This is a genomic window from Aquimarina sp. MAR_2010_214 (assembly GCF_002846555.1).
In the GTDB taxonomy this organism is placed as follows: domain Bacteria; phylum Bacteroidota; class Bacteroidia; order Flavobacteriales; family Flavobacteriaceae; genus Aquimarina.
On sequence record NZ_PJMS01000001.1, the window covers coordinates 5,070,051 to 5,096,168 of the forward strand.

At 33.0% G+C, this 26,118-nt stretch carries 21 protein-coding genes and 1 other RNA gene; 6 read left to right on the forward strand and 16 right to left on the reverse strand.

Features of this window, described 5'->3' with window-relative positions:
- Nucleotides 1-94: 94 nt before the first annotated feature.
- Both ATE84_RS21720 and ATE84_RS21725 read right to left on the reverse strand, forming a co-directional pair.
- The gene (locus tag ATE84_RS21720; protein WP_101449953.1) at nt 95-3,529 is read right to left on the reverse strand and encodes a methylmalonyl-CoA mutase family protein; all 3,435 of its coding nucleotides are present in this window, start codon (nt 3,527-3,529) and stop codon (nt 95-97) included.
- 225 nt (nt 3,530-3,754) lie between these two features.
- Nucleotides 3,755-4,711: an MBL fold metallo-hydrolase gene (locus ATE84_RS21725; protein ID WP_101449954.1), complete on the reverse strand. Its 957-nt coding sequence runs from the start codon at nt 4,709-4,711 to the stop codon at nt 3,755-3,757.
- 129 nt (nt 4,712-4,840) lie between these two features.
- Here ATE84_RS21725 and ATE84_RS21730 point away from each other — a divergent pair, with 129 nt between their 5' ends.
- The gene (locus tag ATE84_RS21730) at nt 4,841-5,557 is read left to right on the forward strand and encodes a DUF4197 domain-containing protein (RefSeq protein ID WP_101449955.1); all 717 of its coding nucleotides are present in this window, start codon (nt 4,841-4,843) and stop codon (nt 5,555-5,557) included.
- A 137-nt stretch (nt 5,558-5,694) separates the two neighbouring features.
- Nucleotides 5,695-5,871 carry a Lacal_2735 family protein gene (locus ATE84_RS25915; RefSeq protein ID WP_143273684.1) on the forward strand — a complete coding sequence of 59 codons (177 nt, stop codon included), beginning with the start codon at nt 5,695-5,697 and terminating at the stop codon, nt 5,869-5,871.
- 65 nt (nt 5,872-5,936) lie between these two features.
- Here the strand turns inward: ATE84_RS25915 and ATE84_RS21735 are convergent, their stop codons facing one another.
- From ATE84_RS21735 to ATE84_RS21745, 3 genes are all read right to left on the reverse strand, one after another.
- Nucleotides 5,937-6,722, reverse strand: coding sequence for an ABC transporter substrate-binding protein (locus ATE84_RS21735; protein ID WP_101449956.1), 786 nt, complete (start codon nt 6,720-6,722; stop codon nt 5,937-5,939).
- Nucleotides 6,723-7,028: 306 nt separating this feature from the next.
- Nucleotides 7,029-7,841: an orotidine-5'-phosphate decarboxylase gene (gene pyrF, locus ATE84_RS21740; protein ID WP_101449957.1), complete on the reverse strand. Its 813-nt coding sequence runs from the start codon at nt 7,839-7,841 to the stop codon at nt 7,029-7,031.
- A gap of 24 nt (nt 7,842-7,865) precedes the next feature.
- The gene (locus ATE84_RS21745) at nt 7,866-9,074 is read right to left on the reverse strand and encodes an NAD(P)-dependent oxidoreductase (protein WP_101449958.1); all 1,209 of its coding nucleotides are present in this window, start codon (nt 9,072-9,074) and stop codon (nt 7,866-7,868) included.
- Nucleotides 9,075-9,223: 149 nt separating this feature from the next.
- Here ATE84_RS21745 and ssrA point away from each other — a divergent pair.
- Nucleotides 9,224-9,621: a transfer-messenger RNA gene (gene ssrA, locus ATE84_RS21750) on the forward strand.
- A gap of 399 nt (nt 9,622-10,020) precedes the next feature.
- Here the strand turns inward: ssrA and ATE84_RS21755 are convergent.
- The 5 genes from ATE84_RS21755 to ATE84_RS21775 all read right to left on the reverse strand — a co-directional run bounded on the left by ATE84_RS21755 (nt 10,021) and on the right by ATE84_RS21775 (nt 13,495).
- Nucleotides 10,021-10,896, reverse strand: coding sequence for a sterol desaturase family protein (locus ATE84_RS21755; protein ID WP_101449959.1), 876 nt, complete (start codon nt 10,894-10,896; stop codon nt 10,021-10,023).
- A gap of 90 nt (nt 10,897-10,986) precedes the next feature.
- Nucleotides 10,987-11,358 (reverse strand): sulfurtransferase, encoded by a 372-nt coding sequence (locus ATE84_RS21760; protein ID WP_101449960.1) that lies wholly within the window; start codon nt 11,356-11,358, stop codon nt 10,987-10,989.
- Nucleotides 11,359-11,388: 30 nt separating this feature from the next.
- Nucleotides 11,389-11,817: a rhodanese-like domain-containing protein gene (locus tag ATE84_RS21765; protein ID WP_101449961.1), complete on the reverse strand. Its 429-nt coding sequence runs from the start codon at nt 11,815-11,817 to the stop codon at nt 11,389-11,391.
- Between the two features lie 118 nt (nt 11,818-11,935).
- Nucleotides 11,936-12,205, reverse strand: a complete 270-nt coding sequence (locus ATE84_RS26660; RefSeq protein WP_233195870.1) for a hypothetical protein — start codon at nt 12,203-12,205, stop codon at nt 11,936-11,938.
- 69 nt (nt 12,206-12,274) lie between these two features.
- Nucleotides 12,275-13,495 carry a sulfite oxidase gene (locus ATE84_RS21775; RefSeq protein WP_101449962.1) on the reverse strand — a complete coding sequence of 407 codons (1,221 nt, stop codon included), beginning with the start codon at nt 13,493-13,495 and terminating at the stop codon, nt 12,275-12,277.
- A 141-nt stretch (nt 13,496-13,636) separates the two neighbouring features.
- Between ATE84_RS21775 and ATE84_RS21780 the strand changes: the two genes are divergently transcribed.
- From ATE84_RS21780 to ATE84_RS26670, 3 genes are all read left to right on the forward strand, one after another.
- Nucleotides 13,637-14,308: a hypothetical protein gene (locus tag ATE84_RS21780; RefSeq protein ID WP_101449963.1), complete on the forward strand. Its 672-nt coding sequence runs from the start codon at nt 13,637-13,639 to the stop codon at nt 14,306-14,308.
- 438 nt (nt 14,309-14,746) lie between these two features.
- The gene (locus ATE84_RS26665; RefSeq protein ID WP_233195924.1) at nt 14,747-14,941 is read left to right on the forward strand and encodes a hypothetical protein; all 195 of its coding nucleotides are present in this window, start codon (nt 14,747-14,749) and stop codon (nt 14,939-14,941) included.
- The gene (locus tag ATE84_RS26670) at nt 14,902-15,075 is read left to right on the forward strand and encodes an Hsp20/alpha crystallin family protein (protein ID WP_233195871.1); all 174 of its coding nucleotides are present in this window, start codon (nt 14,902-14,904) and stop codon (nt 15,073-15,075) included. The genes ATE84_RS26665 and ATE84_RS26670 overlap by 40 nt, the downstream gene beginning before the upstream one ends.
- A 386-nt stretch (nt 15,076-15,461) precedes the next feature.
- Here ATE84_RS26670 and ATE84_RS21790 read toward each other — a convergent pair whose 3' ends face one another.
- The 6 genes from ATE84_RS21790 to ATE84_RS21815 all read right to left on the reverse strand — a co-directional run bounded on the left by ATE84_RS21790 (nt 15,462) and on the right by ATE84_RS21815 (nt 25,559).
- Nucleotides 15,462-15,782, reverse strand: coding sequence for a hypothetical protein (locus ATE84_RS21790; protein WP_101449964.1), 321 nt, complete (start codon nt 15,780-15,782; stop codon nt 15,462-15,464).
- 1,216 nt (nt 15,783-16,998) lie between these two features.
- Nucleotides 16,999-18,213 (reverse strand): Xaa-Pro peptidase family protein, encoded by a 1,215-nt coding sequence (locus ATE84_RS21795; RefSeq protein ID WP_101449965.1) that lies wholly within the window; start codon nt 18,211-18,213, stop codon nt 16,999-17,001.
- 24 nt (nt 18,214-18,237) lie between these two features.
- Entirely contained in the window at nt 18,238-19,530 is a 1,293-nt protein-coding gene (locus ATE84_RS21800; protein ID WP_101449966.1) for an aminopeptidase P family protein, read from the reverse strand.
- A 191-nt stretch (nt 19,531-19,721) separates the two neighbouring features.
- Nucleotides 19,722-20,651 (reverse strand): dihydrodipicolinate synthase family protein, encoded by a 930-nt coding sequence (locus tag ATE84_RS21805; RefSeq protein WP_101449967.1) that lies wholly within the window; start codon nt 20,649-20,651, stop codon nt 19,722-19,724.
- A 257-nt stretch (nt 20,652-20,908) separates the two neighbouring features.
- Nucleotides 20,909-22,345, reverse strand: coding sequence for a SusD/RagB family nutrient-binding outer membrane lipoprotein (locus ATE84_RS21810; protein ID WP_101449968.1), 1,437 nt, complete (start codon nt 22,343-22,345; stop codon nt 20,909-20,911).
- A gap of 4 nt (nt 22,346-22,349) precedes the next feature.
- Nucleotides 22,350-25,559 carry a SusC/RagA family TonB-linked outer membrane protein gene (locus tag ATE84_RS21815; RefSeq protein WP_101449969.1) on the reverse strand — a complete coding sequence of 1,070 codons (3,210 nt, stop codon included), beginning with the start codon at nt 25,557-25,559 and terminating at the stop codon, nt 22,350-22,352.
- Between the last annotated feature and the right edge of the window lie 559 nt (nt 25,560-26,118).

A 26,118-nucleotide genomic window follows, 5' to 3' on the forward strand; every position in this document is an offset into this window, starting at 1 on the left:
AATTAAATGCTATAAAAAAGTAAACCTCACAGGCATGTACTGAACTTGTTTCAGTATCCCTGTGAGGCTTTATTAAAAGGATTCTATACTATGCTTACATATTTCGTCTATACTGCCCTCCTACTTCGAACAATGCTGATGTGATCTGACCTAAAGAACATTTTTTACACACATCCATTAAAGCTTCAAAAATATTCTGATTACTGATCGCTTTTTCTTGCAGCTCTTTTAGTAGTTCTGCTGTAGTATCAGCATTTCCTTTGTGCAATTCGTTTAGCATTCTGATCTGATATTCCTTTTCTTCTTCTGTTGCACGAATTACTTCTCCTGGTGTTACCGTTGGTGATCCTTTAGAGCTTAAAAATGTATTCACTCCGATAATCGGAAATTCTCCATTATGTTTCAACGTTTCATAATACAAACTTTCTTCTTGTATTTTACTACGTTGATACATGGTTTCCATAGCTCCTAGCACTCCACCTCGTTCTGTGATTCTGTCAAACTCTGCCAATACTGCATCTTCAACAAGATCTGTTAGTTCTTCTATAATAAAAGATCCCTGAATTGGGTTTTCATTTTTAGCCAGCCCTAATTCTTTATTAATGATCAATTGTATTGCCATTGCTCTACGCACAGATTCTTCTGTTGGCGTAGTAATCGCTTCATCATAAGCATTGGTATGCAATGAATTACAATTATCATAAATTGCATATAACGCTTGAAGTGTTGTACGAATATCATTAAAATCAATTTCCTGAGCATGTAATGATCTACCCGAAGTTTGGATATGATATTTCAACATCTGAGCTCTAGAATTTGCTCCGTATTTATTTTTTAAAGCTTTTGCCCATATTTTACGAGCTACACGGCCAATAACTGCATATTCTGGATCAATACCATTAGAGAAAAAGAAGGATAAGTTGGGGCCAAATTTATTAATATCCATTCCGCGGCTTAGGTAATATTCTACATACGTAAAACCATTTGCCAGTGTTAATGCTAACTGTGTGATTGGATTTGCTCCTGCTTCTGCAATATGATATCCAGAAATGGATACCGAATAGAAGTTACGCACTTGTTTCTCAATAAAATATTCTTGTACATCTCCCATCAAACGCAATGCGAATTCTGTAGAGAAAATACAGGTATTTTGTGCCTGATCTTCTTTAAGTATATCTGCTTGTACAGTACCACGAACAGTATTTAGGGTTGTTGTTTTAATTTCATTATACACATCTATAGGTAATACCTGATCTCCTGTAACACCAAGAAGCATTAGTCCTAACCCATCATTACCTTCAGGAAGTTCGCCTTGATATTCTGGACGTTCTACTCCTTTTTCGGCATATATTTTTTTGATTTTAGCTGTTACTTCAGCTTCAAGGTTATTTTCTTTAATATACTTCTCACAATTTTGATCGATTGCTGCATTCATAAAGAAACCCAGTAACATTGGCGCAGGACCATTAATGGTCATACTTACCGAAGTCATGGCGTGTGTTAGATCAAATCCAGAGTATAATTTCTTTGCATCATCAAGACAGCAAATAGATACTCCTGCATTACCTATTTTACCATAAATATCAGGTCTCTGATCGGGATCATTTCCATAAAGTGTTACCGAATCAAAGGCTGTAGAAAGTCGCTTAGCAGGCATTCCTAAACTCACATAGTGAAAACGACGATTGGTACGTTCTGGACCACCTTCTCCGGCAAACATACGTGTTGGATCTTCTCCGGTACGCTTAAAAGGGTATAATCCAGAAGCATAAGGAAACTCACCTGGTACATTTTCTTGTAAACACCATTTCAGGATATCACCCCAAGCTTCATATTTTGGTAATGCTACCTTAGGAATCTGACTATGTGATAACGACTCTGTATGTGTTTCTATTTTAATTTCTTTATCTCTTACCTTAAAAGAATAAATAGGATCTTTATATTTTTTGACTTTAACAGCCCATCCTGTAATAATTTCCCAATTATAAGGATCTAGATTAAGTTTTATTCTATCAAACTCTGCCAAAAGTAATTTCAAAAATGATGCATTATCCTCGGTTTTTACATTCTGAAGACTCTCTTCTTCAATACCATTCTTAGATAAAGCAATAGAATCGATATTAGCAACGCTACAGATCGTTTTATAGATACCATATAATTTTTGTGCAACTTCTACCTGAGTGTTTGCAGTTTTATCATATGCTCTGTTATTCTCTGAGATTTCTGATAGATATCTAGTTCTACTTGGCGGGATAACAAATATCTTTTCAGACATTTCTTTAGAAATATGAAAATCAGATTTCAACTCTGCCCCTGTTTTCTCTACAATTTTATCCATAATTTCCTTGTAGAGTGTGTTCATTCCCGGGTCATTAAACTGCGAAGCAATCGTTCCAAATACTGGTAACTCATCCTGTGGGATATCCCATAATTGATGATTACGCATATATTGTTTTTTCACATCCCGTAATGCATCCAAAGAACCTCGTTTATCAAATTTATTGATGGCTACCAAGTCTGCAAAGTCCAACATATCTATTTTCTCTAATTGTGTTGCAGCACCAAATTCTGGTGTCATCACATATAAAGAGGTATCACTATGTTCTAAGATTTCGGTATCAGACTGTCCGATCCCTGAAGTCTCGAGAATGATAAGATCAAATTCAGCAGCCTTAAGTACTTCTATTGCTTCTGCTACATACTTAGACAATGCCAGATTAGATTGGCGTGTGGCCAGAGAGCGCATATATACTCTAGGAGAATTAATAGCATTCATTCTAATTCTATCTCCTAATAGTGCTCCTCCTGTTTTACGTTTAGAAGGATCTACAGAGATTAATCCAATTGTTTTTTCAGGAAAATCAATCAAAAACCGGCGAACCAACTCATCAACCAGTGATGATTTACCAGCTCCACCAGTACCGGTAATACCAAGTACAGGTGTTTTAGATGTTTTATTCTTTAGATGAATCTGATCTAAAGTATCTTTAGCTACTTCAGGAAAATTTTCTGCTGCAGAAATAACTCGAGCAATAGAACCGATTTCTTTTTCTGCCAGATGCTCCACTTCTCCATTAAGATGATCGCCTACAGGGAAATCTGATCTTTTAACAAGATCATTAATCATCCCTTGTAACCCTAATTCTCTTCCATCATCAGGAGAATATATACGAGTAATCCCATAATCCATAAGTTCTTTGATCTCTTCTGGAAGGATTACTCCACCACCACCTCCAAATATTTTAATATGAGTTGCTCCTTTCTCTTTTAGCAAATCATACATATATTTAAAATATTCATTGTGCCCTCCTTGATAAGAAGTCATTGCTATAGCATTAGCATCTTCTTGTATGGCACAATTCACAACTTCTTCTACACTACGATCGTGACCTAAGTGAATGACTTCTACTCCTGTAGATTGGATAATACGACGCATAATATTAATAGCGGCATCGTGTCCATCAAATAATGAAGCTGCTGTAACTATTCTGACTTTATTCTTGGGTGTATAAGGTGCTATTTGTTCCATTGATAATAAAAAGTGGTTTTAACGCTGCTAATTTACGAAATATGCATCAAAAAGGATGATTTTTATAGAATTATATAATTTCTTTAACTCATCTAATGCATTCATTATTTATAGCTCAAATTTAGTATTAATCATATTAGTTTTCTAAAAATCATACATTAATCCAAACAATACAATCAGATCAATAAAAAAGTAATCGTTTAGAACAACACTACAGTATTTTTTTTATAAAGGAAAAACATCCTTAGTATTTGCAAAATGATACCCTTCTGCTTCAAGAGTCACTCTTCCTTTGTAGCCTTTTTGAAGTACCGGATTCGAATGATTAAAATGAATAAATATTATTTTTGATTTAACTTCTTTGGATTCATTTTTAAATATAGCAATAGTTTCTTCTATAAAAGGATGTGGAACTTCGGACATTGGTCGTGGAATTTCTCCATTTTTAAAAAAAGTAGCATCAATAAAAGCATAATCTACTTGTTTAACCTGATCAACAATATTTTCCTCCCAAAGAGACCACTTATTGATATCAGGAATAAACAGTGCTTTTTTATTACGCCCTACAATTTTATACCCTACCGTTTCAGAATATTCATCTCTATGAGGTACTAAAAAAGGAATTACCTGTATTGCATTTGTTAACGCAATAGTAGAATCTGCCTGTATAGGCTTAATGGTTATATTCTGCAAAGAGACCAATTGTGACCATGGGCCGTTAGTTTCTAAAAAAGATTGCATTCTTGGCATTGCATATACGGGTATCCTATTTGCTCCCATTGCTTCTCGTCCAAAATGCATCAACCCTGTATAATGTCCTATATGTGCATGTGTTAAAAATACGCCATCAATAATAGCATCACTTTTTAAATGCTCATTATCCAAGACAGCTAATTGTTCTGGCATATCTGGCGTTGCTTCGAATATAAATTTTTTATGATTTTTCTTATCAATTACACCCAATGCAGTAACCAATTCTTTATCAATCTGCCCTTTTTGAACTGTTACAAATTCATTTGTGTTATTAATATGTGGGAACCCTCCATCCTGAGCAATTCCTAATACAGTAATATATTGATCAAATTCATTTTGTGGAACAGATTGGTTTTTTATCGATACTTTTTCATTTTTACATGAAATAATTAGAATAGATAGTATTAAAAAAATTAAATTTGATTTCATCTGGCTACATTTATTAATTTTTAAAGGTCAGGTAAAATTTGCAATACGTAATTATGATTAACTATCAATTTTATCTTAATGACGTATTTATTATAACTATACTTACAATCTCAAATCTAATAAGAAATCATGAAACAAATTTTTATTATACTCGCTATCTTTTTATTGTCAAGTTGTGCAGAGTTACAACAAGTTGTAAATAATCTTCCACAAACAACTACCGGAGGTTTTGGATTAAGCAATGTTGACATCTCTAATGGACTAAGACAAGCTTTAGACAATGGTATTGATAAACAAGTCACAAAACTTACCCAAAAAGATGGCTTTTATAGAAATCAACTTGTTAAAATTCTTCTTCCACAAGAACTGCGAAAAGTAGATAAAACATTAAGAGATGTTGGATTAAGTAAGCTTGCTGATGAAGGATTAAAAGCAATTAATCGTGCTGCAGAAGATGCTGTAAAAGAGGCTACACCTATATTTGTAGGCGCAGTAAAACAAATAACGTTTAATGATGCCAAGCAGATTCTATTAGGTAATGATCGTGCAGCTACGCAGTATCTTGAGAATAAGACTCGCAGCCAACTATACCAAAAGTTTAATCCTGTAATCAATAAATCATTTTCTAAAGTAGGTGCAGATAAAATTTGGTCTAATATTATTAGAAAATACAATGCCATACCACTCACAAACAATGTTAACCCAGATCTAACCGACTATGTAACGGGTGAAGCTCTTAAAGGGGTATATGCTATGATTGCTGTAGAGGAAAAAGAAATTCGGACTAAACTTAGTTCTAGAACAACTGATTTATTACGACGTGTATTTGCTCTACAAGATCGATAAAAAATAATAAGTTTCTCGATCAGTAGGTAAGCTACAGAAGTTATATTTATCACAATTTTAGACTACCTTAACTGATTCTTAAGAAACCTTCTTTTCATTATCTAGTATCTTTGTATTATTAATGTAAGAGAAGAAAAATGTTTGCTTGGTTAAAGAACAAAACTGAATTACAAAAATTACAGTATACCTACTGTAAACTAATGAAGAGTGCCTATAAATTAGCACTTACAGATAAGAACAAAAGTGATCAGCTTCATATGAAAGCTGATGAAATCTTAATCCAAATAAAAGAAATCGAAGGACAATCTATCTAGTTGACATCTGTCTAATTCTTATTGTAGTTTATTATTTCTTTTCAAAAGAAAATATAGGTTGATTTTTACACTTCATGCAGCGTTTTGAAGTATAAAAAAGCTTCTTCTAATCGTGATCCATACCAAGAAAAATACTCTCCATCAACCAAAATAACTTTTGCATTGGATATATTTGTTAATTCGTTTATATGTTTTTCTGAAAAAGGATATGGTTCTGAAGATAACATGATCAAATCCAAATTTTGTACTGAGCGAAGTTCCTCTTTTGTTATTTCTGGATAACGATCTTTATCACCAAAAACATTTACAAAACCATTTACTTTTAGGAGGTGATCCACAAATGTATCTTTACCGGTGACCATCCAGGGATCCTTCCAGATGAAGTATGCTACTCGTTTTTGGGGTATTTTAGACACAAAACCATCAAAAGATTCTTTTTCTAATTTTATCTTAGATATCAGTGTAGTGGCTTCAGTTTTTTTGTTAAAAATCTCTCCATATTGCTCAATCATTTCTAAAGCTTCTGGTATAGAAAAAATATCTGAAACATGCACAGGGTACTCTTCTTGCAGATATGTTACGATTTCTTTTGTGTTTTCTTCTTTATTACAAAGAATAATATCTGGTTTTAGCTTTTTAATTTTTTCAAAATTGACTTTCTTAGTACCACCAACAATAACCTTTTGATTTCTTATCGCTCTTGGATGAACGCAAAATTTAGTGACGCCAACAATATCATCTGATAATCCTAACGAAACTAACAATTCAGTTTGCGAAGGTACCAAAGAAACAATACGTTTTGGGGGTTTTAAAAATTCTATTCTCCTACCCAATTGATCTGTACATATCATAACACTAGTTGTATTATTTTTTATGAATTCAAAAAAATCATAAAAAAATCATAAACACCTAATAATTAAGTGTTTAAAAATAGGATTTCAAAAAATATTTTCTTATCTTAGAAGATATTAATATTAAAATTTTGGGGCTATGAGTTCAATATTACTAAATGTTATCATCTATGGTATAATGGCATTTTTTGTTATTTTTATTGCATACGGGCTTTACGGTTATGCAAAACATGTTTTTAACGCCAATAGACGTTAATCTATCCTTTTGGAAAGGAACAAGAATATTCACTATTCTTGTTCCTTTTTTTATTTCAGGATATTTTCCATTTGCTTTTGAAGTTCTAACGCTTTGTTTGCTGCTGCGTCAGCATAATCAGTTCCGTCTGAAGCATATATAATACCTCTTGAAGAATTGATTAATAATCCTACCTGATCATTCAATCCGTATTTACATACTTCTTGTAAATTTCCGCCTTGTGCTCCTACACCAGGAACCAAAAGAAAACTATCAGGTATAATTTTTCTAATTTCTGCAATATACTCAGCTTTGGTAGCTCCAACTACATACATCAAATTTTCAGAGTTCTTATATGCTTTAGAAACTTCTAATACCTGTTTGTATAGTTCTTTTCCTTCTACATCTTTTGTCTGAAAATCAAAAGCTCCCAGATTAGAGGTTAACGCAAGAAGTATGGTGTGTTTATTTTCGAATGCCAGAAATGGTTCTACAGAATCCTTACCCATATAAGGAGCAACCGTAACAGAATCAAACGCTAAATCTTCAAAAAAAGCTTTGGCATACATTGTACTTGTATTACCAATATCTCCTCGTTTGGCATCCGCAATTGTAAAAACCTCTGGATAATTTGCATTCAAATAGTTGATTGTTTTTTCCAGAGATTTCCATCCTTTGATACCATAGGCTTCATAAAAAGCAGTATTAGGTTTATAGGCAACGGCAAGATGGTGTGTTGCATCTATAATTGCTTTATTAAACTCAAAAATAGGATCTTCTTCATCTAATAAATGTTTAGGAATTTTATCTATATCCACATCTAGTCCTATACACAAAAATGATTGTTTTGCACGTATTTGGGCAACCAGCTCTTGAGTTGTCATATTATATTGATCTATTTATTAACATTATTCTTTACCCTCTACATAATCCTGAAGATAACTATATCTTTCTGTCAGCTTTCCGTCGTTGGTCATTCTTGCTCTTTCGAGAATACCATCCTTATCATCATTAAAAAATGCAGGAATTACATGTTCTAAAAACATTTCACCAAATCCTTTACTAGCATCTTTGGGTAATTCGCATGGCAAATTATCTACTGCCATTACTCCTATTGCATTTGGGTCTTTAACATCGGTTTCTGTTTCGGTCTGCGGATCATATCCATATACAGGGTCTGCAATTGTAGATGATCGAGTTGTACTAGCAACAGGCCCATCAATATCACATGAAACATCTGCCACTAATTTGATATTAAAATCTTTGGACTTGGCATCGTCTCTAGTAAAAATATAAGGTGCCCCGTCTCCAAAAAAGTGACCGGCAATATACATATCACTCACTTTTGCAAATCGCATAAAATCTCCTTCATATTCTTGTGGATTAGTATAAAAATCACCCTTGTCTATTGTACGCCCATCTTTGCGTTTATTATAATCCAACACATCGATTTGAACATAAACGGGTTCATCAAACGTAGCATTCAAATATTCGTCTACAGAAACTTCCTTGATATTCATCGCATCAAGAATCTCCTTGGCTCCACCTCCTACTTTTCCATTCCCGGTAAGTACAATCTTTATATTTGGTAATTTGATTTTAGATAATTCGGTCTCTAATGCTTCTTGATCGTTAAGTGTTTCAGCTTTAGGTAAAGCAAAAGTATCAAACTTAAGTCCCCAGGCTCTAAACCCATTATATGCACCTACGATACCAGCATATTTCCCAAATCCTATTAACCTGAAACCATGCTGTCCTATAATGACTTCGTGATCATACAGTTCTATATTTTTTTTGAGGACTGCCTTTAGCAAATCCCTGTTATACGATTGCTTTTTGATCGTATGCGAAAAGAAAAAATACTTTTTATTAGGTAATAAAGCGGCAATAGGCACTTCTTTTACACCAAGTAGTACATCGCAGTCAGAGAGATCTTCTGAAACGGTAAAGCCGGCTTTTTCATATTCAGAGTCGTCAAAAACTCTAACATTAGAAGATTCTACAATAAAAGAAGCTTGAGGAAATTTGGTCACTACTGATTTTAGGCCATCTGGCGAAAAAACTACACGACGATCTGGCGGGTTTTTTCGCTCTTTAATGACACCGAACTTAGTCATATGAATTGGTATAAATTTTGTACTAAAAAATGAAGGTAAAGATATGATAATTATGATTATCTTTGCTGCCCGAAAGTATTTTTGGTCAAATTGAGAACATATTTTGTTTTCGAAATAAATATAATGATCAAATTTCGGAAAATACTACTGGGGTCGACTGGTTTTGACAGCGAGATTAATAAGGTAGTAAGCACGTCGAGCGCTGAGATATAGCTCGTAAATATCATATTTCACTTTTTTAAACGGCGAGAATAACTACGCCCTAGCTGCATAATCTGAATTTTAGTAGGATAATGCCTCGGTCTACAAGGTAGACAAGCAGGATACTCTTCAAAAGCCTTGGTTTATGGCGTTTGGTTTTGAGTATCGTAAAAATAGACCTAGAAATTATAGGATCTTGATATAATTTCGAAACTTAATTGAGAATAAGCGATAAGTTGGCGGTTTTTGGTCTTTCCTATCGACGAAAATTAAACAAAAACTAAACGTGTAGAAAGCTATTATATTACTTGTTTGGACGAGGGTTCGAATCCCTCCGACTCCACTTAAAAAATCCGTAATTACTTTATTTATAAAGTTTTATGGATTTTTTTATTTATTAACTAGTCAACATTTAGTCAGCAGTTTTAAAAAGCTTGATATAAAACATCTAATGAATTGGTTTTTTAAATATAGCGTAGACTTTGACAGTTATTGTTTATATAATAATATTAAGTTCTTTTAGTATACCGTTCTTCATACCCAACTTGCCAGAAGTACATATCTATTAATTTCATTATTGGGAAGTAGATGTTTTTCTTTCTTTCAAAATCTGATTGAATATTCTCCAAAACATCTTTGTGATTTATTACAAATTCAAATAGTGATTTTAAAGAGTTAGTAGCTAAATTAGATGCAACTACTTTATTTTGTTTTGCACTGTTGCTGATCTTTATAGAAACATCTTTTATCGCTCTCCTTTTTTAAAGCCGTAGAGGTTTTGGTGTATAAAATCAGTAGGGAATTTGTCATCGCCTTTAAACCCAATTTCTATAGTTCCGCTATCTTCGGGTATATAATTTGTTTTAAAAATATAATCCCAAAGACTTAAACTAATCCCATAATTCACACCATATTTTCCTTTTGGTAATACATAAGCATGGTGATATAAGTGCATCACAGGATTGTTAAAAACATACTTTAATGGTCCCCAAGTTATCTTAATGTTTGCGTGATTAAAGTGACCAATAGCAATCGTTATGAAGTGAATAATATAGGCTTGCTCAGGTTCAAAACCGCCTATAATCATGACGCCAAAGGTTTTAAGTGGTTTGTAAAATACATTTTCCATCCAATGGTATCGCAAATGTGCAGCAAAGCCCATTTCTTTTACACTATGATGTACTTTATGAAACTTCCATAAAAAAGAATATTTATGCAATAATACATGTGTAAACCATTGTACAAAATCTAGTACAATAAAGAATACCAACAACTGCAGCCATGGTGCCCATTGTGAGATATCAAAAAGCGCTAAACTTTTCGCCGTAATACTAATTTCGCCAAATAGTAGTCCCAAAATCTCATAAATACCGCTTATAACAATCGAGAATATGAAAAAATTAAAGAACATATAAAATCCATCTAACCAAAAATCTTTTCTAATGACAGATTGTTCTTTTCGCCAAGGGAATACTATTTCTAATCCCCAAACAAAAAGTGAAATAGCTATGAGTCCCCAAAAGTAATTCGTGTACCAAGGCACTTCAAAAATTATTGATTTCCATGTCCAATCTACTGTTCCTGTAAATGCATTAATAAATGCGTCTAGATACTTTTCCATTTTAATTTTTAATTAATATTATACTATCTTTTTCAAAGGGTAAATTGTTTAAATAACTCCATTCTGTCCATGAACCATCGTAATTCTTTATTATACCCTAAATTGTGTGAGCACAAAAGTTGTATGTGCTGAGCGTACGCCACTATGGCAGTACAGAATTATTGGGTCATTCTTTTTTATCTTTAATTTATTATAAATAATTTCTAATTCTTGTAGCGACTTCATACGTTTATCTCCATTATAATTTATAGCTTCTGCCCAATCTATATAGATGCTTGCAGGTATCCTGTCTCCTTTTGAAACGCCCTTTTTTTGTCTTTTGCCTGAAAACTCATCAGTTGTTCTTGTATCTAAAATAACTACATTATTATTTAAAGCATTTTGAACCTGTTCTTTTGAAACATAATATCTCATTTTAGAATTTTCATTAAGCTTAAAGACTGCTTCATTTACAATGGGCATTTCATTAGAAACTTCCCCATTTATGGCTTTCTAAGACTTTAATCCACCATGAAGTAATTTCACGTTTGTAAAGTCATAGTTTTGTAATAACCACCATAATCTTGCCGAATCACATAAACCATTATCATCATAAATTATTAGTGTATCATCAGTTTTTATTCCAAGTTTACCAAATAACAGTTCGATTTGTGTTTTACTAGCCATTATTCCTTTATAATTAAAAGAATCATCTTCAATATCTGTTCTCCAAATATTTACAGCTCCAGCTATATGTTCGTTTTTATAGATGTCTTTTTTTCTGAAATCTATTATTTTAATTTTTGGTTGATTTACTATTGCTTTTAATTCATCTGATTCTATTAAATATGATTCTTTGATTTCTGCTAAATCAACCGCTTTTTCATTCTTGCAGGATGCTGTAATAACTACAATTAATATAATGCTAATTCTCCAATTCATACCAATCTATATCTTTTAAAACCATTCGCCTACCTTTTACTATTGGCGGATAATTAGCGACTAAATAATTAACTATAATCTCTTGATTCCCTCCTAAACCCCATAGGTTTTGCGTTTCCTACATCCATTTAATTGTCGTATTCCAACGTTCAGCATTCATTCTATTTTGAGTCACTATTTTTGCCGAATGGTAGTTGGTGCAATTATAAACAACAGTCATTAATCCTTCTGCATCTACTAAACCTGTTCTTATATGAATGCCATTTTCTATGTGGTCTTCATCTAACTCTTCGGGTATAACAACAAGAGTTTCAGAATTAGAATTAAAATCTAAGAAACTTGGATTAAACATATAATAAACCAATCCGCCTCCTGCAATAACAAACAACGAAAAAAACAGGACTAATAAGCGATATACTTTTTTTTACTTGTGCTTTAAAATCTTCTTCTTTAGACATTATTTTACTTTTACAGCAATTCTATAACAAGCATTATTTAAATACCCTTTCGGGTTCCAACCTGGCAATAACATTGGTTGTGCAATACCATTTGCATCAGTAGCTCTTGCCCAAACTTCATAATAGCCAGCCTTTGGAAATTTTACTGATGCCGAAAAGTGTTGCCATGCTAAACGATTTACTGGTTTTTCGACAGCACATGTAGTCCAAGTAGATCCAAAATCTATAGAATATTCCATTTTAGCAACTTCTAATTCTCCTGCCCAAGCGTGCCCTCTAATATTTAGAGACTTGCCTTTATTGATTATGGCTCCAGTTTTAGGATACGTAATCAAAGATTTTACAGGCATCGACTCAATAATACACATATCCTCATCTTTCACTTTTTCGCCTGGTACCACCGGATTACAAGGAACTCTATAAGCATTTCCTGTCATTTTTGTACCATCATGTACTTTATTACGAATGCTAATTCTATTTACCCATTTACCAGAAACTGAAGCTGGCCAACCACCTGTAACCAATCGTAAAGGATAGCCGTGAATTAACGGAATATCTTCGTCATTCATTTTAAAGGCTAAAAGCGTTTCATCTTGTAATGCTTTAGATATCGGACAACCTCTGGAAATTGGTTCCTTTTTAGGATCCATACTCAAATGTTTGTCCACGGCATGAAACCCAATATAAACAGCATTACTTTTAATACCAGCATCTTCTAAAACATCACGTAAACGCACACCTGTCCAAGAGGCGCAATGTACAGCACCAATTGTCCATTGATTTCCTTTTGCTGGTGGATCAAATTCAGTACGTCCATTACCACCACATTCTAAAGTTAATTGATACGTATGCTGCTCAAACTTTGATTTTAGTTCAGCCAGTTTATATATTTTTTGGTTTTTAACCGATTCGCCATCAATGGTCAACGTCCATGTTTTTGGATCAATCCCTTCAGGTACTAACCCATTATTTCTAATAAACATGCACGAGTTTGGTGTGATTTTATCATCCAACAAATGGGCTTGTGCTTCAATATTCCAAGGTTTATTATTCAGCACAACCATTTCCTTATTCTTATTAAATAGTTTAAAAGGATCTGGATCTTGTAATGCTATAGGCATATAACCATCTAACATTTTAGAACCAAAAACAAGTTCTGTTCCTATTAGTGTTACAAACGAACTTAATGTTGCTTTTTTTACAAAATCTCTTCTTTTCAAGATGACTAAATTAAAGGTTCATAGAACGAATTCTACAAGTTAAAGTTTTTAAATGTTTTCTTATGCGACTAATGTTACATAAAAAAAATAGAGATAGCCCTATATTGCGTAAATACTAAATAACAGATACTTATAAACGTTATGAAAAAAGATTTCGAAACCAATTTTACAGGCTGGTCATTTATTGTTGCTGCACTATTACTATGGTTTGGCTGGGCTTTATCATCACACCATATTGGTGAGTATATAGTCGCTTCAGATTTTACTGCCATTGGTGAGAACATTTGGTATTGGATCTGGATGTATCGCATCCATATTTTTGGTTGGGTAACTATGGGAATTGCCATGTTTGCATTGGTGTCAGTAACCGCACGCAAACCTTATCGCGTACTCATATTACCAGGAGCAGGTATGGTTATTATTGGGACGTTTACATTAGCTATTGCGAATGCATACTTTTATAATTTTGGTGCTTGGGGAGTTGGCGAAACAGCAGGAAAGTCTGCAGCTGAAATCCAAGAATTTATAGATAATATTTTATTTACCAACCAATATGTAACCTGCTTTATTCGTTTTGGTCGTGTCTTCTCTGGTGTTGGCTTAATCTTGTTAGGTGCTGGTTTTATTAAATGGCACATTGTAAGCAAGTGGTTAGGCTGGTTTACAGTACTTTTAGGTCTTGCAGCTATGGGTATTGTTATGGGTATACCTGATAATTATGAAATCTATAAACCACTATTCCATGTAAAAGTGATTTGGTTGGTGGTAATGGGTGTAGTATTACTTAAAAAAGGCGTTAATTTATCTGAATAAAAGCCATAAGACAGCTTGATATTTATTTTATAATCATATTTCTTATTTTGATTTCAGAAGGTAATTCAATACTATAACTCACTTATTATCAAAGTATTAATATTGCTAATAAATAGCGTTGCATAAAAATATTGTTGAATACTTTGGTTAAAATAACCTGAGAAATGTTTTACTTTTAGTTTGTTTTTTAACATTCAACTTCTCAGATTTCTTTGTGTACTTTACTGGAAATATATCTACTATTGAAGTTTCTTCTTTCGTTTTAATTAAGCAGTTCTATATAGTGCATAAAAACCGACGTTAATAGCTTTGATTTTTTATTTAATTGTGTTCAAATAAATAAAAAATAGTTAGTCGTCTGACCTAGGCCATTTGACACGTTTCATCTTCGCTCTAATTTAGCCTTGTGAAAATTGTTTAACTTAAAATCATAAAATTATGTCACTAGTAAAATTTAAAAGAAGACCATTAAGAAATCTTATTGCATCAGATTTTTTTGATAATGATGATTTCTTTAACAATCGTCTGTGGAACAAAAAAATGGAAGAACCAGCATTGAATGTTAAAGAAACGATGATGCCTTTGAGGTTGAATTGGCCGCTTCTGGGTTCTCTAAGAAAGGTTTTGAAGTAACCATTGACGATGGATGCTTAAATATTTCTGCAGAAAGCTCAAGTTCTAATGAAGAAAAAGATGATAACTATACTCGTAAGGAGTTTAGCTATAACTCTTTCGAGAAAAGATTACAACTACCAAAGAGAAGGTAATTAATGAAAAAAAGGTGAAACACATTTTAAGTTTTTGCAGCTAATCCGATTTTTACCATTATTCTAGATCTTGTAATGAAGAAAAAACATAAAATACTGTTTATCAATAATTTAATGTTAAATTTAAAAAAGAGGTGCGTAATTCCAAAAATAAACGCGCAAAATACTAATAAACAACACATTAAAATATTTCAGATAGTCCCTCCCGGCTCCACAGAAACAATCGAGAACCCTTTATTTTAAAGGGTTTTCTTTTTTAACGGGAAAGAAAACAGGAAAGTAATTATTTTTATCTATACTATTTCTGATTTAACAAGACCTCTTAAATCTATATTTCATAGGTTAATAAATAACCCCTTTTCTTTTGAACATCAACAATACACTTTCTACTTATCCATTAGTATAATGTCATTATTTAAACTAGACCAGTACTCTAATGAATGAATCGTTGAAGTTGAATTCAGGTTTTTAATTTTAAACACCTTTTTTAATCGATACTCTATTCCGTTTAGTATCATTTCTTTTTCATTACTTTTTTCATTTTCAAAATGAGTCATCTGCATTATAATGTATTTTTCTTTCTCTATATGTAAGAACGATAAGTCACCTTCTCTGTAAAATTTGGATACATTTACCTGTGTCTTTTGCCCTTGGCTATAACCACATAAGGATATTAAAAGAATAAATACTATAATTAGGTTTCTCATTTGTTTATTGAACTTTAGTTTTTTAATTTTTTTCTATAATTTTCTACTCAATCATTAAAATATAAAAAAATCTATAATTCCGATTCATTTATTATAGTTTTATTTAATCCCTTCTCTTTTTTTTGTAATACCTGCGTTTTTCTTTCGTAAAGCGCCATCTCAAAACCCTCTCCTATTAAATTATTAATCACCTGTGGTTTTCTTCTTGAAGATACAGCATAGAACCATCAATTCTAACCTGTGCATCCTTGTCTGTTTTCTGAATGACTTCAATTGTTTTTTCAAAGTTTTTTGCTTCCATTTTTTAGTTTTAGTTAGTAACTTACTTATCTATTTTCTAATCGTGGTTTGTATCAAATTAGGAATCAAATTGAGCTTTCAAAAAACATTAGGCTTGTTAGACTCAATTACTAAAAGTCCAATCATTCAGACTTCACTGTAAACTCTCAAATCTATAATGGTTGTAAAAGCTTATATTTTAGGTAATAAAAACGGTAGCAAATCAATCTTATAAAAGAAGGAAACAAAATACTCTTTCACCTCTTATGTTGTTAAAAACGATGATAAAGAAAAAATCACGACCATTCCAAATAACAAACCAACTCTGAGATAGTTAAAAAAGGTTAAGTTTATACTAAAGAGGTATTTTTTTCAAAAAAATCAGTAATAATTTTCATATTAGTAACATCAATATATAATATTAACCATTTAATTTATTTTATTATGTTACAAAACATTTTGATTTTGAACGGTGTTACTGCTCTCAAAAAAGAACAGCAAAGAACTATTAGTGGAGGTCTTAAAGAGTGTACGGACAATGGCGATTGTGTTACTGATGGAAATCCTTATGAAACTTGGAGTTGTTTATCCGGATTTTGTCACATCGGATAATTTTAAAATTATAATCAAAAGGAAGGGGTGCCCCCTCCTTTTGATTATTTCTATTTAACTGTTCATACTTCAGTTTGTGGCTTTTTATCTAGTAAGAATATATCATGCATTAGTTCCATAAACCGCAACTCCTCTTCCATTTTCTTAGAACACTCTTTATTTCTTTGTCATAATTTGTCTGGAAATATTCGACAGAGTTTTTACCTTCCCTATTTGACTTTCAATAAAACAAATAATCCATATAATACCTGTTGTGTTTTGAATTTTGATAATTCTGGCTCAATTCTTAACATAACCCTCTATATTACTAACCCGAGTTTCTATATTAAAACCCAAAAGGATCATCGATAGAATGGGCAGGTTGCGTAAACCATTTTGGCCCTTTTTCGGTCATATAAATATGATCTTCTAACCTAATACCAAACTCATCTGGCACACATATCATGGGTTCATTACTAAAACACATTCCCGATGTAAGAATCGCATCTTCATGTCTTGCAATATAAGGCCACTCATGAATATCTAACCCTATTCCATGACCGGTACGGTGCGGTAACCCCGGTAATTTATAATCAGGACCAAGGCCATTGGTTTCTAATGTTTTTCTAGAAGCATGATCGATCACAGAACATGGTTTCCCTAATTGAGCAGCCGCAAATGCCGAAAGTTGAGTTTCTTTCTCAAGATTCCAAATCTTGCGTTGTAACTCATTGATTTCACCATACACATATGTTCTGGTAATATCTGAAATATAATTATGTAGAATACACCCGGTATCAATCAATACGATTTCGTTTTCCTCTAAATCTTTTGGTGCTTTTACGCCATGCGGAAAAGAGGAATCTACTCCAAATAATACAATACAGAAATATGAGCCAGAGGGAATACCATATCGTTTATGTGCTTCATTAATAAAATCAGTAACCTCTTTGGCACTAATCCCAGGCATTAATATTCGTGCTGCAGCTTTTTGTACTTCCATAGTAATATCCATTGCTGCTTGTATGATAGCAATTTCTGCTTTCGACTTTATCATCCTACAACCTGCAGTAATTGGTTTTGCATTGATCAAATTGTAAATAGATTGCTCTTTTAAAACTCCATCAATAACAAAAAAGGGAGTTGCCTCGTCCATGGCAATATCACTACCATTGATCTTTTTTTTGTCAAGAATATCTATAAATAACTCATAAGGACTTTCATGTTCTTCCCAACAATGAACGGGGCCTTTTACCAACATGAAATCTAAAATAGTACCTTCTTCAAACTTAGGGCCTATATAATGTACTTCGCCATCAGGAAACAATAATGCCCCAACCATTCTTTCACTTGAATTCCATCGCATCCCAGTAAAGTAAAATAAATTTGTTCCCGAATGAAGATACACTGCGGGAATCTCCTGTTTTTTCATAAGATCACAAGCCCTGTCTATTCTGGCTTGAAATTCTTCTTTTTGAATGGGTTGTGCAAGATGAGCTTTTGGCTGTATCGCATTTAATTCTTTTTCGATGGTAGAACCACCTATCCCTAATGCATTCATACTATATATATTTTCTAAGGTGGGCTATACTGTCATTAACTTTTCAATTTCTTCTATTTCTATAGGCATAGCTTGTGTGAGGTTTATATTTCCGGTTTCTGTAATGAGATAATCATTCTCAAGTCGACAACCTATTCCTTCTTCGGGAATATAGATTCCGGGCTCACAAGTAAGCACCATTCCCGGTTCCAGAGCTCTGGAGTACAAACCAACATCATGAACATCTAGTCCAAGATGATGAGCTGTACCATGCATAAAATATCTTTTGTATAGAGGCAGATCGGGGTTTTGAGCAGCTACTTCTGCAGCATCAAGTACTCCGATTTTGATAAGTTGCTCTTCGACCAAACCTGCCATTTGTTTTTCATAATCTGCAGGGACTATTCCAGGCTTAAGTAATTTACTTCCCTCTTTTAAACAATTTAGTACTGCCGTATACACTTCTTTTTGTCGATCAGAAAATTTACCGTTTACCGGAACACAGCGCGTTGTATCACTATTATAATTACCATAACAAACACCAAAATCCAGCAGAATCATATCACCATCCCGGCATATATTATCATTAGTATTATAATGTAATGCGCAAGCATTTTTTCCTGATGCTACAATAGGCTTAAAAGCATGTCTTGTCCCTCCGTTTTTAAGGAATGCGTAGGTTAATTCTGCTTCTAATTCATATTCTTTGCAGTTTGGTTTTACTGCTTTGAGTACTCTTTGAAACCCTTCAACACTAATATCTGCAGCTTTTTGTATTTGTGCGACCTCTTCTTTTGCTTTAATCGAACGTAAAGTTCTTGTAATTTTGGCTGCTCGATAATACTGATGTAAAGGGTATTTTTCTTTACACCAGTTAATCATTCGATCCTGCTGCGTTTGTTTGTCATATGTAATTCGCTTTGAATGTTCATTATGTCCTAAATAAAAACCATCAGCTTCAAAAGCCATTAATTGAAGTATTTTTTCAAAATCATGTATCCATTCTATCCGTTTTACTCCAGAAACCTGATGAGCTTCTTCTTTGGTTAGTTTTTCACCATCCCAAATTTTGATATGCTCATTAGTTTCTTTTATAAATAAAATTTCTCTATTCTCTGGTTTATAAGCATCTGGATACAATACTAACACTGTGTCCTCCTGATCAATTCCTGACAAGTAAAACAAATCATTATTTTGAGCAAACCCCATAACATCATCTGCATTGGTATGCTTGATATCATTAGATGTAAAAATCGTGATTGTATTTTCTATAGTTCTTGAGGAAAAATTATTTCGATTCTTTATAAAAAAGGTATTCGATATAGCTTCGTAACGCATATTGAAATTCTGTAAGAAAAAAATGATTAATAGTTATTTATACTGTACCTTTCTCGTTTAGTTTTAAAGATACAGTCGACAATTTATAAGTTGTTTTACTCATTTCATTCTTTTTTATGTTTTTTTTAAGTAGAACTCACTTCTTTTACAGAGTTCGTTTGCAATAAAAACAAGAGGTTAGAGTAAAAAAATTAACTCACAATAGCATTTAGTTCTTTATAATCTGGTAAAACCGGCCTTGTTTTTAATCCTTTTTCTATAACTCCTAATACATGCATACGTTCTTCTCCAATAAGTGGTAATCTTGGCGCTCGTACATTTTCTGTTCCGATTCCCGTAGCGACTTCGGCTAGTTTAATATTTTGTACCAGTTTTGCATTGATATCCAATTCTAACAAAGGCAAAAACCACCTATATATCTCAAGTGCTTCCTGAAGTCTTCCTGCTTTTTGTAATTCATAAATAGCAACAGTTTCTGCAGGAAAAGCATCTACTAATCCAGCAACCCAGCCATCTGCTCCCATCAAAAGACTCTCTAAAGCTAAAGTATCCACACCAGAAAGGATTTTTAGACGATTTCCAAATTTATTTTTGATTCGGGTAATATTAGATATATCTCTTGTAGACTCTTTTACTGCCTGTATATTATCTACCTCTAATAACTCTTCGAACATATCCAGAGTTACTTCAATTTTATAATCGACTGGATTATTATATATCATAATTGGTAGCTCTGTACTTTTGGCCACTTCTTTAAAATACACTACTGTTTCACGATCTCCAGCTTTGTAACGCATTGGAGGTAGCATCATTAATCCCTGAGCACCATCTTCTTTAGCTTTTGCAGCTGCATCGATTGCATTTTTGGTCGTTTGTTCTGCAATGTTCATGATTACAGGAACTCTGCCTTTAACAATTTCAACCGTCTTTTTTACCAATATTCTTTTTTCTGTATCACTTAAGGTACTAGCCTCTCCCAGCGTTCCTCCCAGAATAATTCCATGAACTCCTGCTTCTAGTTGAGCATTAATATTAACTTTAAACATATCTAGATCCAAAGTATCCTCATTAGTAAATTTAGTTGTAACTGCTGGCATTACACCTTTCCAATCTATAGTCATAATTATGGTTTATTTTTTTGAAGCAAATATATCATGGATTTAAGGCCTAGAGTACTCTCAAATTACCCATATATGGTATTAAATTAACCTACATAACGGTAAATATTGATTTTTTGATTAATATTCATTCAGGTTAAAAAAAATAGGTTAGGCTCTTATTTTGTTTTATAAACCAAAATCCCCTCTTAATTGATCAGGTTTAACTGTCAATTAAGAGGGAAAGGGCTATTACAAATTAAAAATGAGTTCTATATCTCTTAATTCACATCCCAGAATATTTTGGTACTTAATTCATCTCCTCCAATATTTGAAGCAGCGTTTGCAACATTTGTACCATTAGTATTGTATTCTCTAATAGGGTACTTTATTCTTCTTGGGATAGGGTTACCTTCTGAGCTATCGTTTAAAGTAGGGAAACCTAGTCTTCTATAACTTGACCATCCTTCAAAACCTCTATTATAAAAAGCAATCCACTGCTGAGTTCCTATCTTTTGTCTATAGTTTCCTGTTGCAGTTGTGTATGCCACACTTGCTTGTGCCAGATAGGTTGTAGCATCACCAGATGAACCTCCCCAATACGTAATAGATGCTGTAATTGCATTATTATAATGATTTTCTGCACCTGCTGGAGATCCAACCAAAGAACGTTCTGCTGCTTCTGCCAATAAAAACTCTACTTCTGCATAGTCTAATAACAATCCTTCTACATCTGGTTGATGAAAAGCAGTACCAATGTGGGTAAAATTGTCAAATACATTAAGATTCCCTAGTATTCCTCCTACATAAGGAATTAAGTTATTATCAAAATAACCAGATTGTCTTGGGTCATTAATAGGCTGCATAATATCTACTATAGCCTCTGCAACAACATAATCTTCTCTACCACTATTTACAAGAGTTTCCCATATTGGATTTGTATTCGGTGTTGTTGTCTCATATGCTAATGATGCATTGTCTGCATTAGCAGTAAATACTCCAGAATTAACGGCCTCTGTTGCCAAAGTTCCTGCCTGATTAGAATCCACATCTGCAATCCTTAGTGCTAGTCGTAGTTTTAAAGAATTTGCAAATTTTGCCCATTTAGAGACATCTCCTTGATAAATCAAGTCTGAATCACCAAATGATTTTCCGGAAGTATTAAGGTTATTAATAGCAGTATTTAGCTGATTTATGATATTAGTATATATATTTTGATCATCATCATATACTGGATTCAAAATATTTTCATTCAAAGACAGAGCTTCAGAGTAAGGAACATCTCCAAAAAGATCTACCAAAACATGAAAAGTATATGCTTTCAAAATTTCGATAATCGCTAATCTATTTTGCTTATCTATTTCGGTAAGACCGAATACTTCTTCTTCTGGAATTAATCGAGCCGCTTCATTAAGGTCACTTAGAACATCTCTATAAAGTGTATTCCAATAATTTTGTGGAAAACTCTTAAGATCTTGAAAATTAGTTTCAGGACCTATAAAACCAGTACCCGCCCAATATTGCGCATAAAATTTCAGATGATTATCAAAAACACTTTGTGTAACCATTTGGTCTACCAAATTTCGTTGCCCATTAGTAAATAATGTTGTCGAAGGAACTTCAGAAATCTGTTTATCGCTCACATTGAGATCATCTACCTTACAGGAAAAGATCGTAAACAAGCAGAATAGTATGGCTAAAATTTTACTATTTTTCATTTTTTTAGAATTTTACTTTTAGGTTAAAACCATATTCTTTGGATGTAGGATATGCAGAAGATTGAAATCCTTGTAAGTTACCTGCACTTAATCCTGCTTCTGGATCAGAATATGGAATATTTTTATCAATAATCCATAAGTTTCTACCAATTACAGAAACCACCACATCATTAATAGGTAGGTTATCTAATAACTTTGTTGGCAGTGTATAAGAGAATATTACTTCTCTTAATTTTACAAAAGAAGCATCATAAACATCTTGTTCATCTGTTGATCTGTAATAAATAAATGGGCTATCAAAACTATTTACCGGAGTTCTTACTGTATTAGGGGTCCCATCTTCTCTAACACCAGGAGCAATTATTCCTCCTCCATCGGCAACAGCATCTCTTATAGGGTTACCTAAATCATTACGCCCTGCAGTTTCAGGGAATATTCCGGTAGCATATCCATATGTATGATCGAGAGAATAGATATCTCCTCCTTTTTGCATATCAATTAAGAAACTAAGCGAAGCATTTTTATATCTAAAAGTATTGTTGATTCCTCCATTCCAATCTGGAATTATATTACCAATCACTCCATTTTCTTCGTTAGTCACGTAGTATCCATTTTCATCAACAACTCGCTGGCCATTAAGATATTTAAAACTAGATCCTCTAATCGTACCATAAGGTTCACCTACAGTAGCATTAATAGAAACGTCTTCTTGCAATGTTCCTGATAAACTTAAATTATCAATTCCGTCCAATAGAGAAACTACTTCACTTTTGTATGTACTCCAGTTTACATTGATATTCCATTCAAATTTTTCGGTTTTAATTGGAGTTCCAAAAAGACTCACTTCATATCCTTTATTTTCAATTTCACCAGCATTTACAATTTTTGAATTAAACCCTGTAGAAGTAGATATATCTAATGGAAGAATTTGATCTTTACTATTTGTTTGATATGCTGTTATATCAAATCCAAATCTATTTTTAAAAAGCTTAATTTCTAATCCTGCCTCATAACTTATAACGGTTTCATGCTTAAGTGTAGGATTGTTTTTATTATTTGGTAATGAGAAAAGAGATTGCCCTGCAAAACCATTAACAAAAGTATATACATCATCTACAAGAAGTACTCCTGCACTATTACCCACTTCGGCGTAGTTCAATCTCAATTTCCCAAAATTTAACCAATCACTTGTAAAGAGGTTAGAAAAAAGAAAACTAGTAGAAATTGATGGATAATTAAATTGTCTTTTACCATCTGGTAGTGTTGATGATCGATCTATTCTATATGTTGCATCTAAGAATAAAATATTATCATAACCAAACGAAGCACTAGCATAATACCCATTAACACCCATGCTAGACTTTCTTTCGATAGGTGGTGCTATTGGATTTACTGAATTGGATAAAGAATAAAAACCAAAAGTATTAAGTCCTCCATTCGTTTCTGCAAAAATAGAACTTCTATTTGTTCTGGTGAGGTTCATTCCCAGTAGTCCTTTAAAATTAAGCTTTTCAGTAATATCAAAATTAAAGTTCCCTATCATGTCGTAGTTCATTTCTCTAAAAAACCCATTAAATCTGTTATACTCAGATGGGTTGAAACTAGAAACATTGACTCTTTCTTCTCTTATTTCATCAAATCTATCCATAGTCACTCTTGCCAAAACATCGAACCAATCATTCACTTTATATGTTAAAGCTACATTTCCAAAAACACGATCTCTACCATCGGTTTGATAATTTTCATATAATGTCCAATATGGATTATCCCAATATTGTGGTCTTGGTGCATAAGGATCATCACCTGTACGTGCTGATGACCGTAAATTCCAGGTAGCATTTCTTCCTAACCTAAAATATGCATCTCTTTGTTCTCTTAAATCAACATTTGTTTGATACCACTGTCGCAATCCAGGTAAAACACTATTTTCGTCATATCCTGTTGCGAATCTACCTCGTCCACTATTTTTTGTATACGTAACCTTTGCTCTCGCTGTCACTTTGTCGGTCAACTTATAACTTCCGCCAAAATCTACCGTTTGCCTTTTAATTAAACTGTTAGGCAAAATACCTGTTTGTTCTACATTGGTAAATCCTAACCTGAAATTTCCTTTGTCTGAAGCCCCATCAACACTAACATTGGTTGATTGCAACAAACCTGTCTGAAAGATTGAGGTAGGGTCATTTTTTGCTGCTACCCATGGTGTAGGAGTACGATAATTAGGGTTTTCTGGAAAAAAAGCTCCCGATTGGTATACCAAAAGATTAGAGTCAAATCTTGGACCCCAAGAAGCATCACCTCCTGTATCAACAACATTATCTAAAATACCATCTCCATTTACATCCTCCTGTACAAAAGAAGCTCCATAACCTCCTCCGTATTCTTTTTGATATCTCGCGAATGTTTTAGGATCAAATTTGCTAAATGTAGTGTTTGAGTTAATTGTTATCCCTAGCCCTTTATTTTTAGACCCTTTTTTTGTAGTGATTATAATTACCCCGTTTCCTGCTCTAGATCCATATAAGGCAGAAGCAGCAGCTCCTTTTAACACGTTAATACTTTCTATATCATCTGGATTAATATCAGATGCGGCATTACCATAATCATATCCTCCTCTACCGGCTGTTGAATTTCTTGAATTATTAATTCTATTACTAACCGGAGTACCATCAATCACAAATAAAGGTTGGTTATTACCAGTCAAGGAAGAGTACCCCCTGATAATCACATTCGTCGAACCTCCGAAGTTATTATTTCTAGAAACCGCAACCCCGGCAAGTTTACCAGACAATGAATTCACAAAGTTTACACCTTTAGCTTTGCTAATATCTTCTGATTCTATCTTTTGAGTTGCATACCCTAAAGATTTTTTAGATCTACTTATACCAAGAGCTGTTACTACGATTTCATCTAGTGAAGTAGCATCTTGATACATCGTCATATTTACTGTAGTCTCATTTCCTACTAGTTTTTCTTCTGTTTTAAAACCCAGATAAGAAAAAATAAGTGTTTGACCTGCTTCTACCTGCAAAGAGTAATTACCATCAAAATCAGATTGTGTACCAGATGATGTTTCTTTGATTAGAATATTTACTCCTGGAAGAGGAATCCCAGAATCCTCTGTTATTTTACCGGATACTGTTTTTTCTTGTGCAAAACCTAGTGTACAAAAAATCAGCATGAGTATAACCGAAAGATTAATTTTTGTGTTCATTAGTTTGTTTTATTAAATTTTAAAATTACTTGACGGATCTTTTGGCATTTTCCCAAGTACCTGATCCATAATTTTGTAGAAAGATTTAAGACGTAGAAGTATATCTATAATTAACTTTTAAGATGATATTTCTATCTGTCTTTTCTTATCAATCCCCTTTGCAATGTTTTAGAAAGAAGGATATGGGATTTTAGTTTTGTTTACGATTTTTGTAAAGTTTAGTTTCCAAGCCCTTGTCGAAAAAAGCTTTGAGTACTGATTTGTGTCTACTTTTTTTTCATATGTTTTTAAGATTGATTATTTAGAGGCGAAATATACCTTAGAGTTATGGTATTACCATTATTTGGATTAATAAAGTATCATATATGGATACTTTAGTACTATTTATTACATATTCTTTTCTAATTTTAACAAATAGATGAAGATTACATAATTACCTAAAACATTGAAATTAGGTGTAGATTCTTTTGGATAGTAAGTGAAGAAAATACTGTTCTAAATTAGTAAACCAAGCTGTTTCTAAAGAACCCCTTGCTATATTAAAACATAAGAGATACGC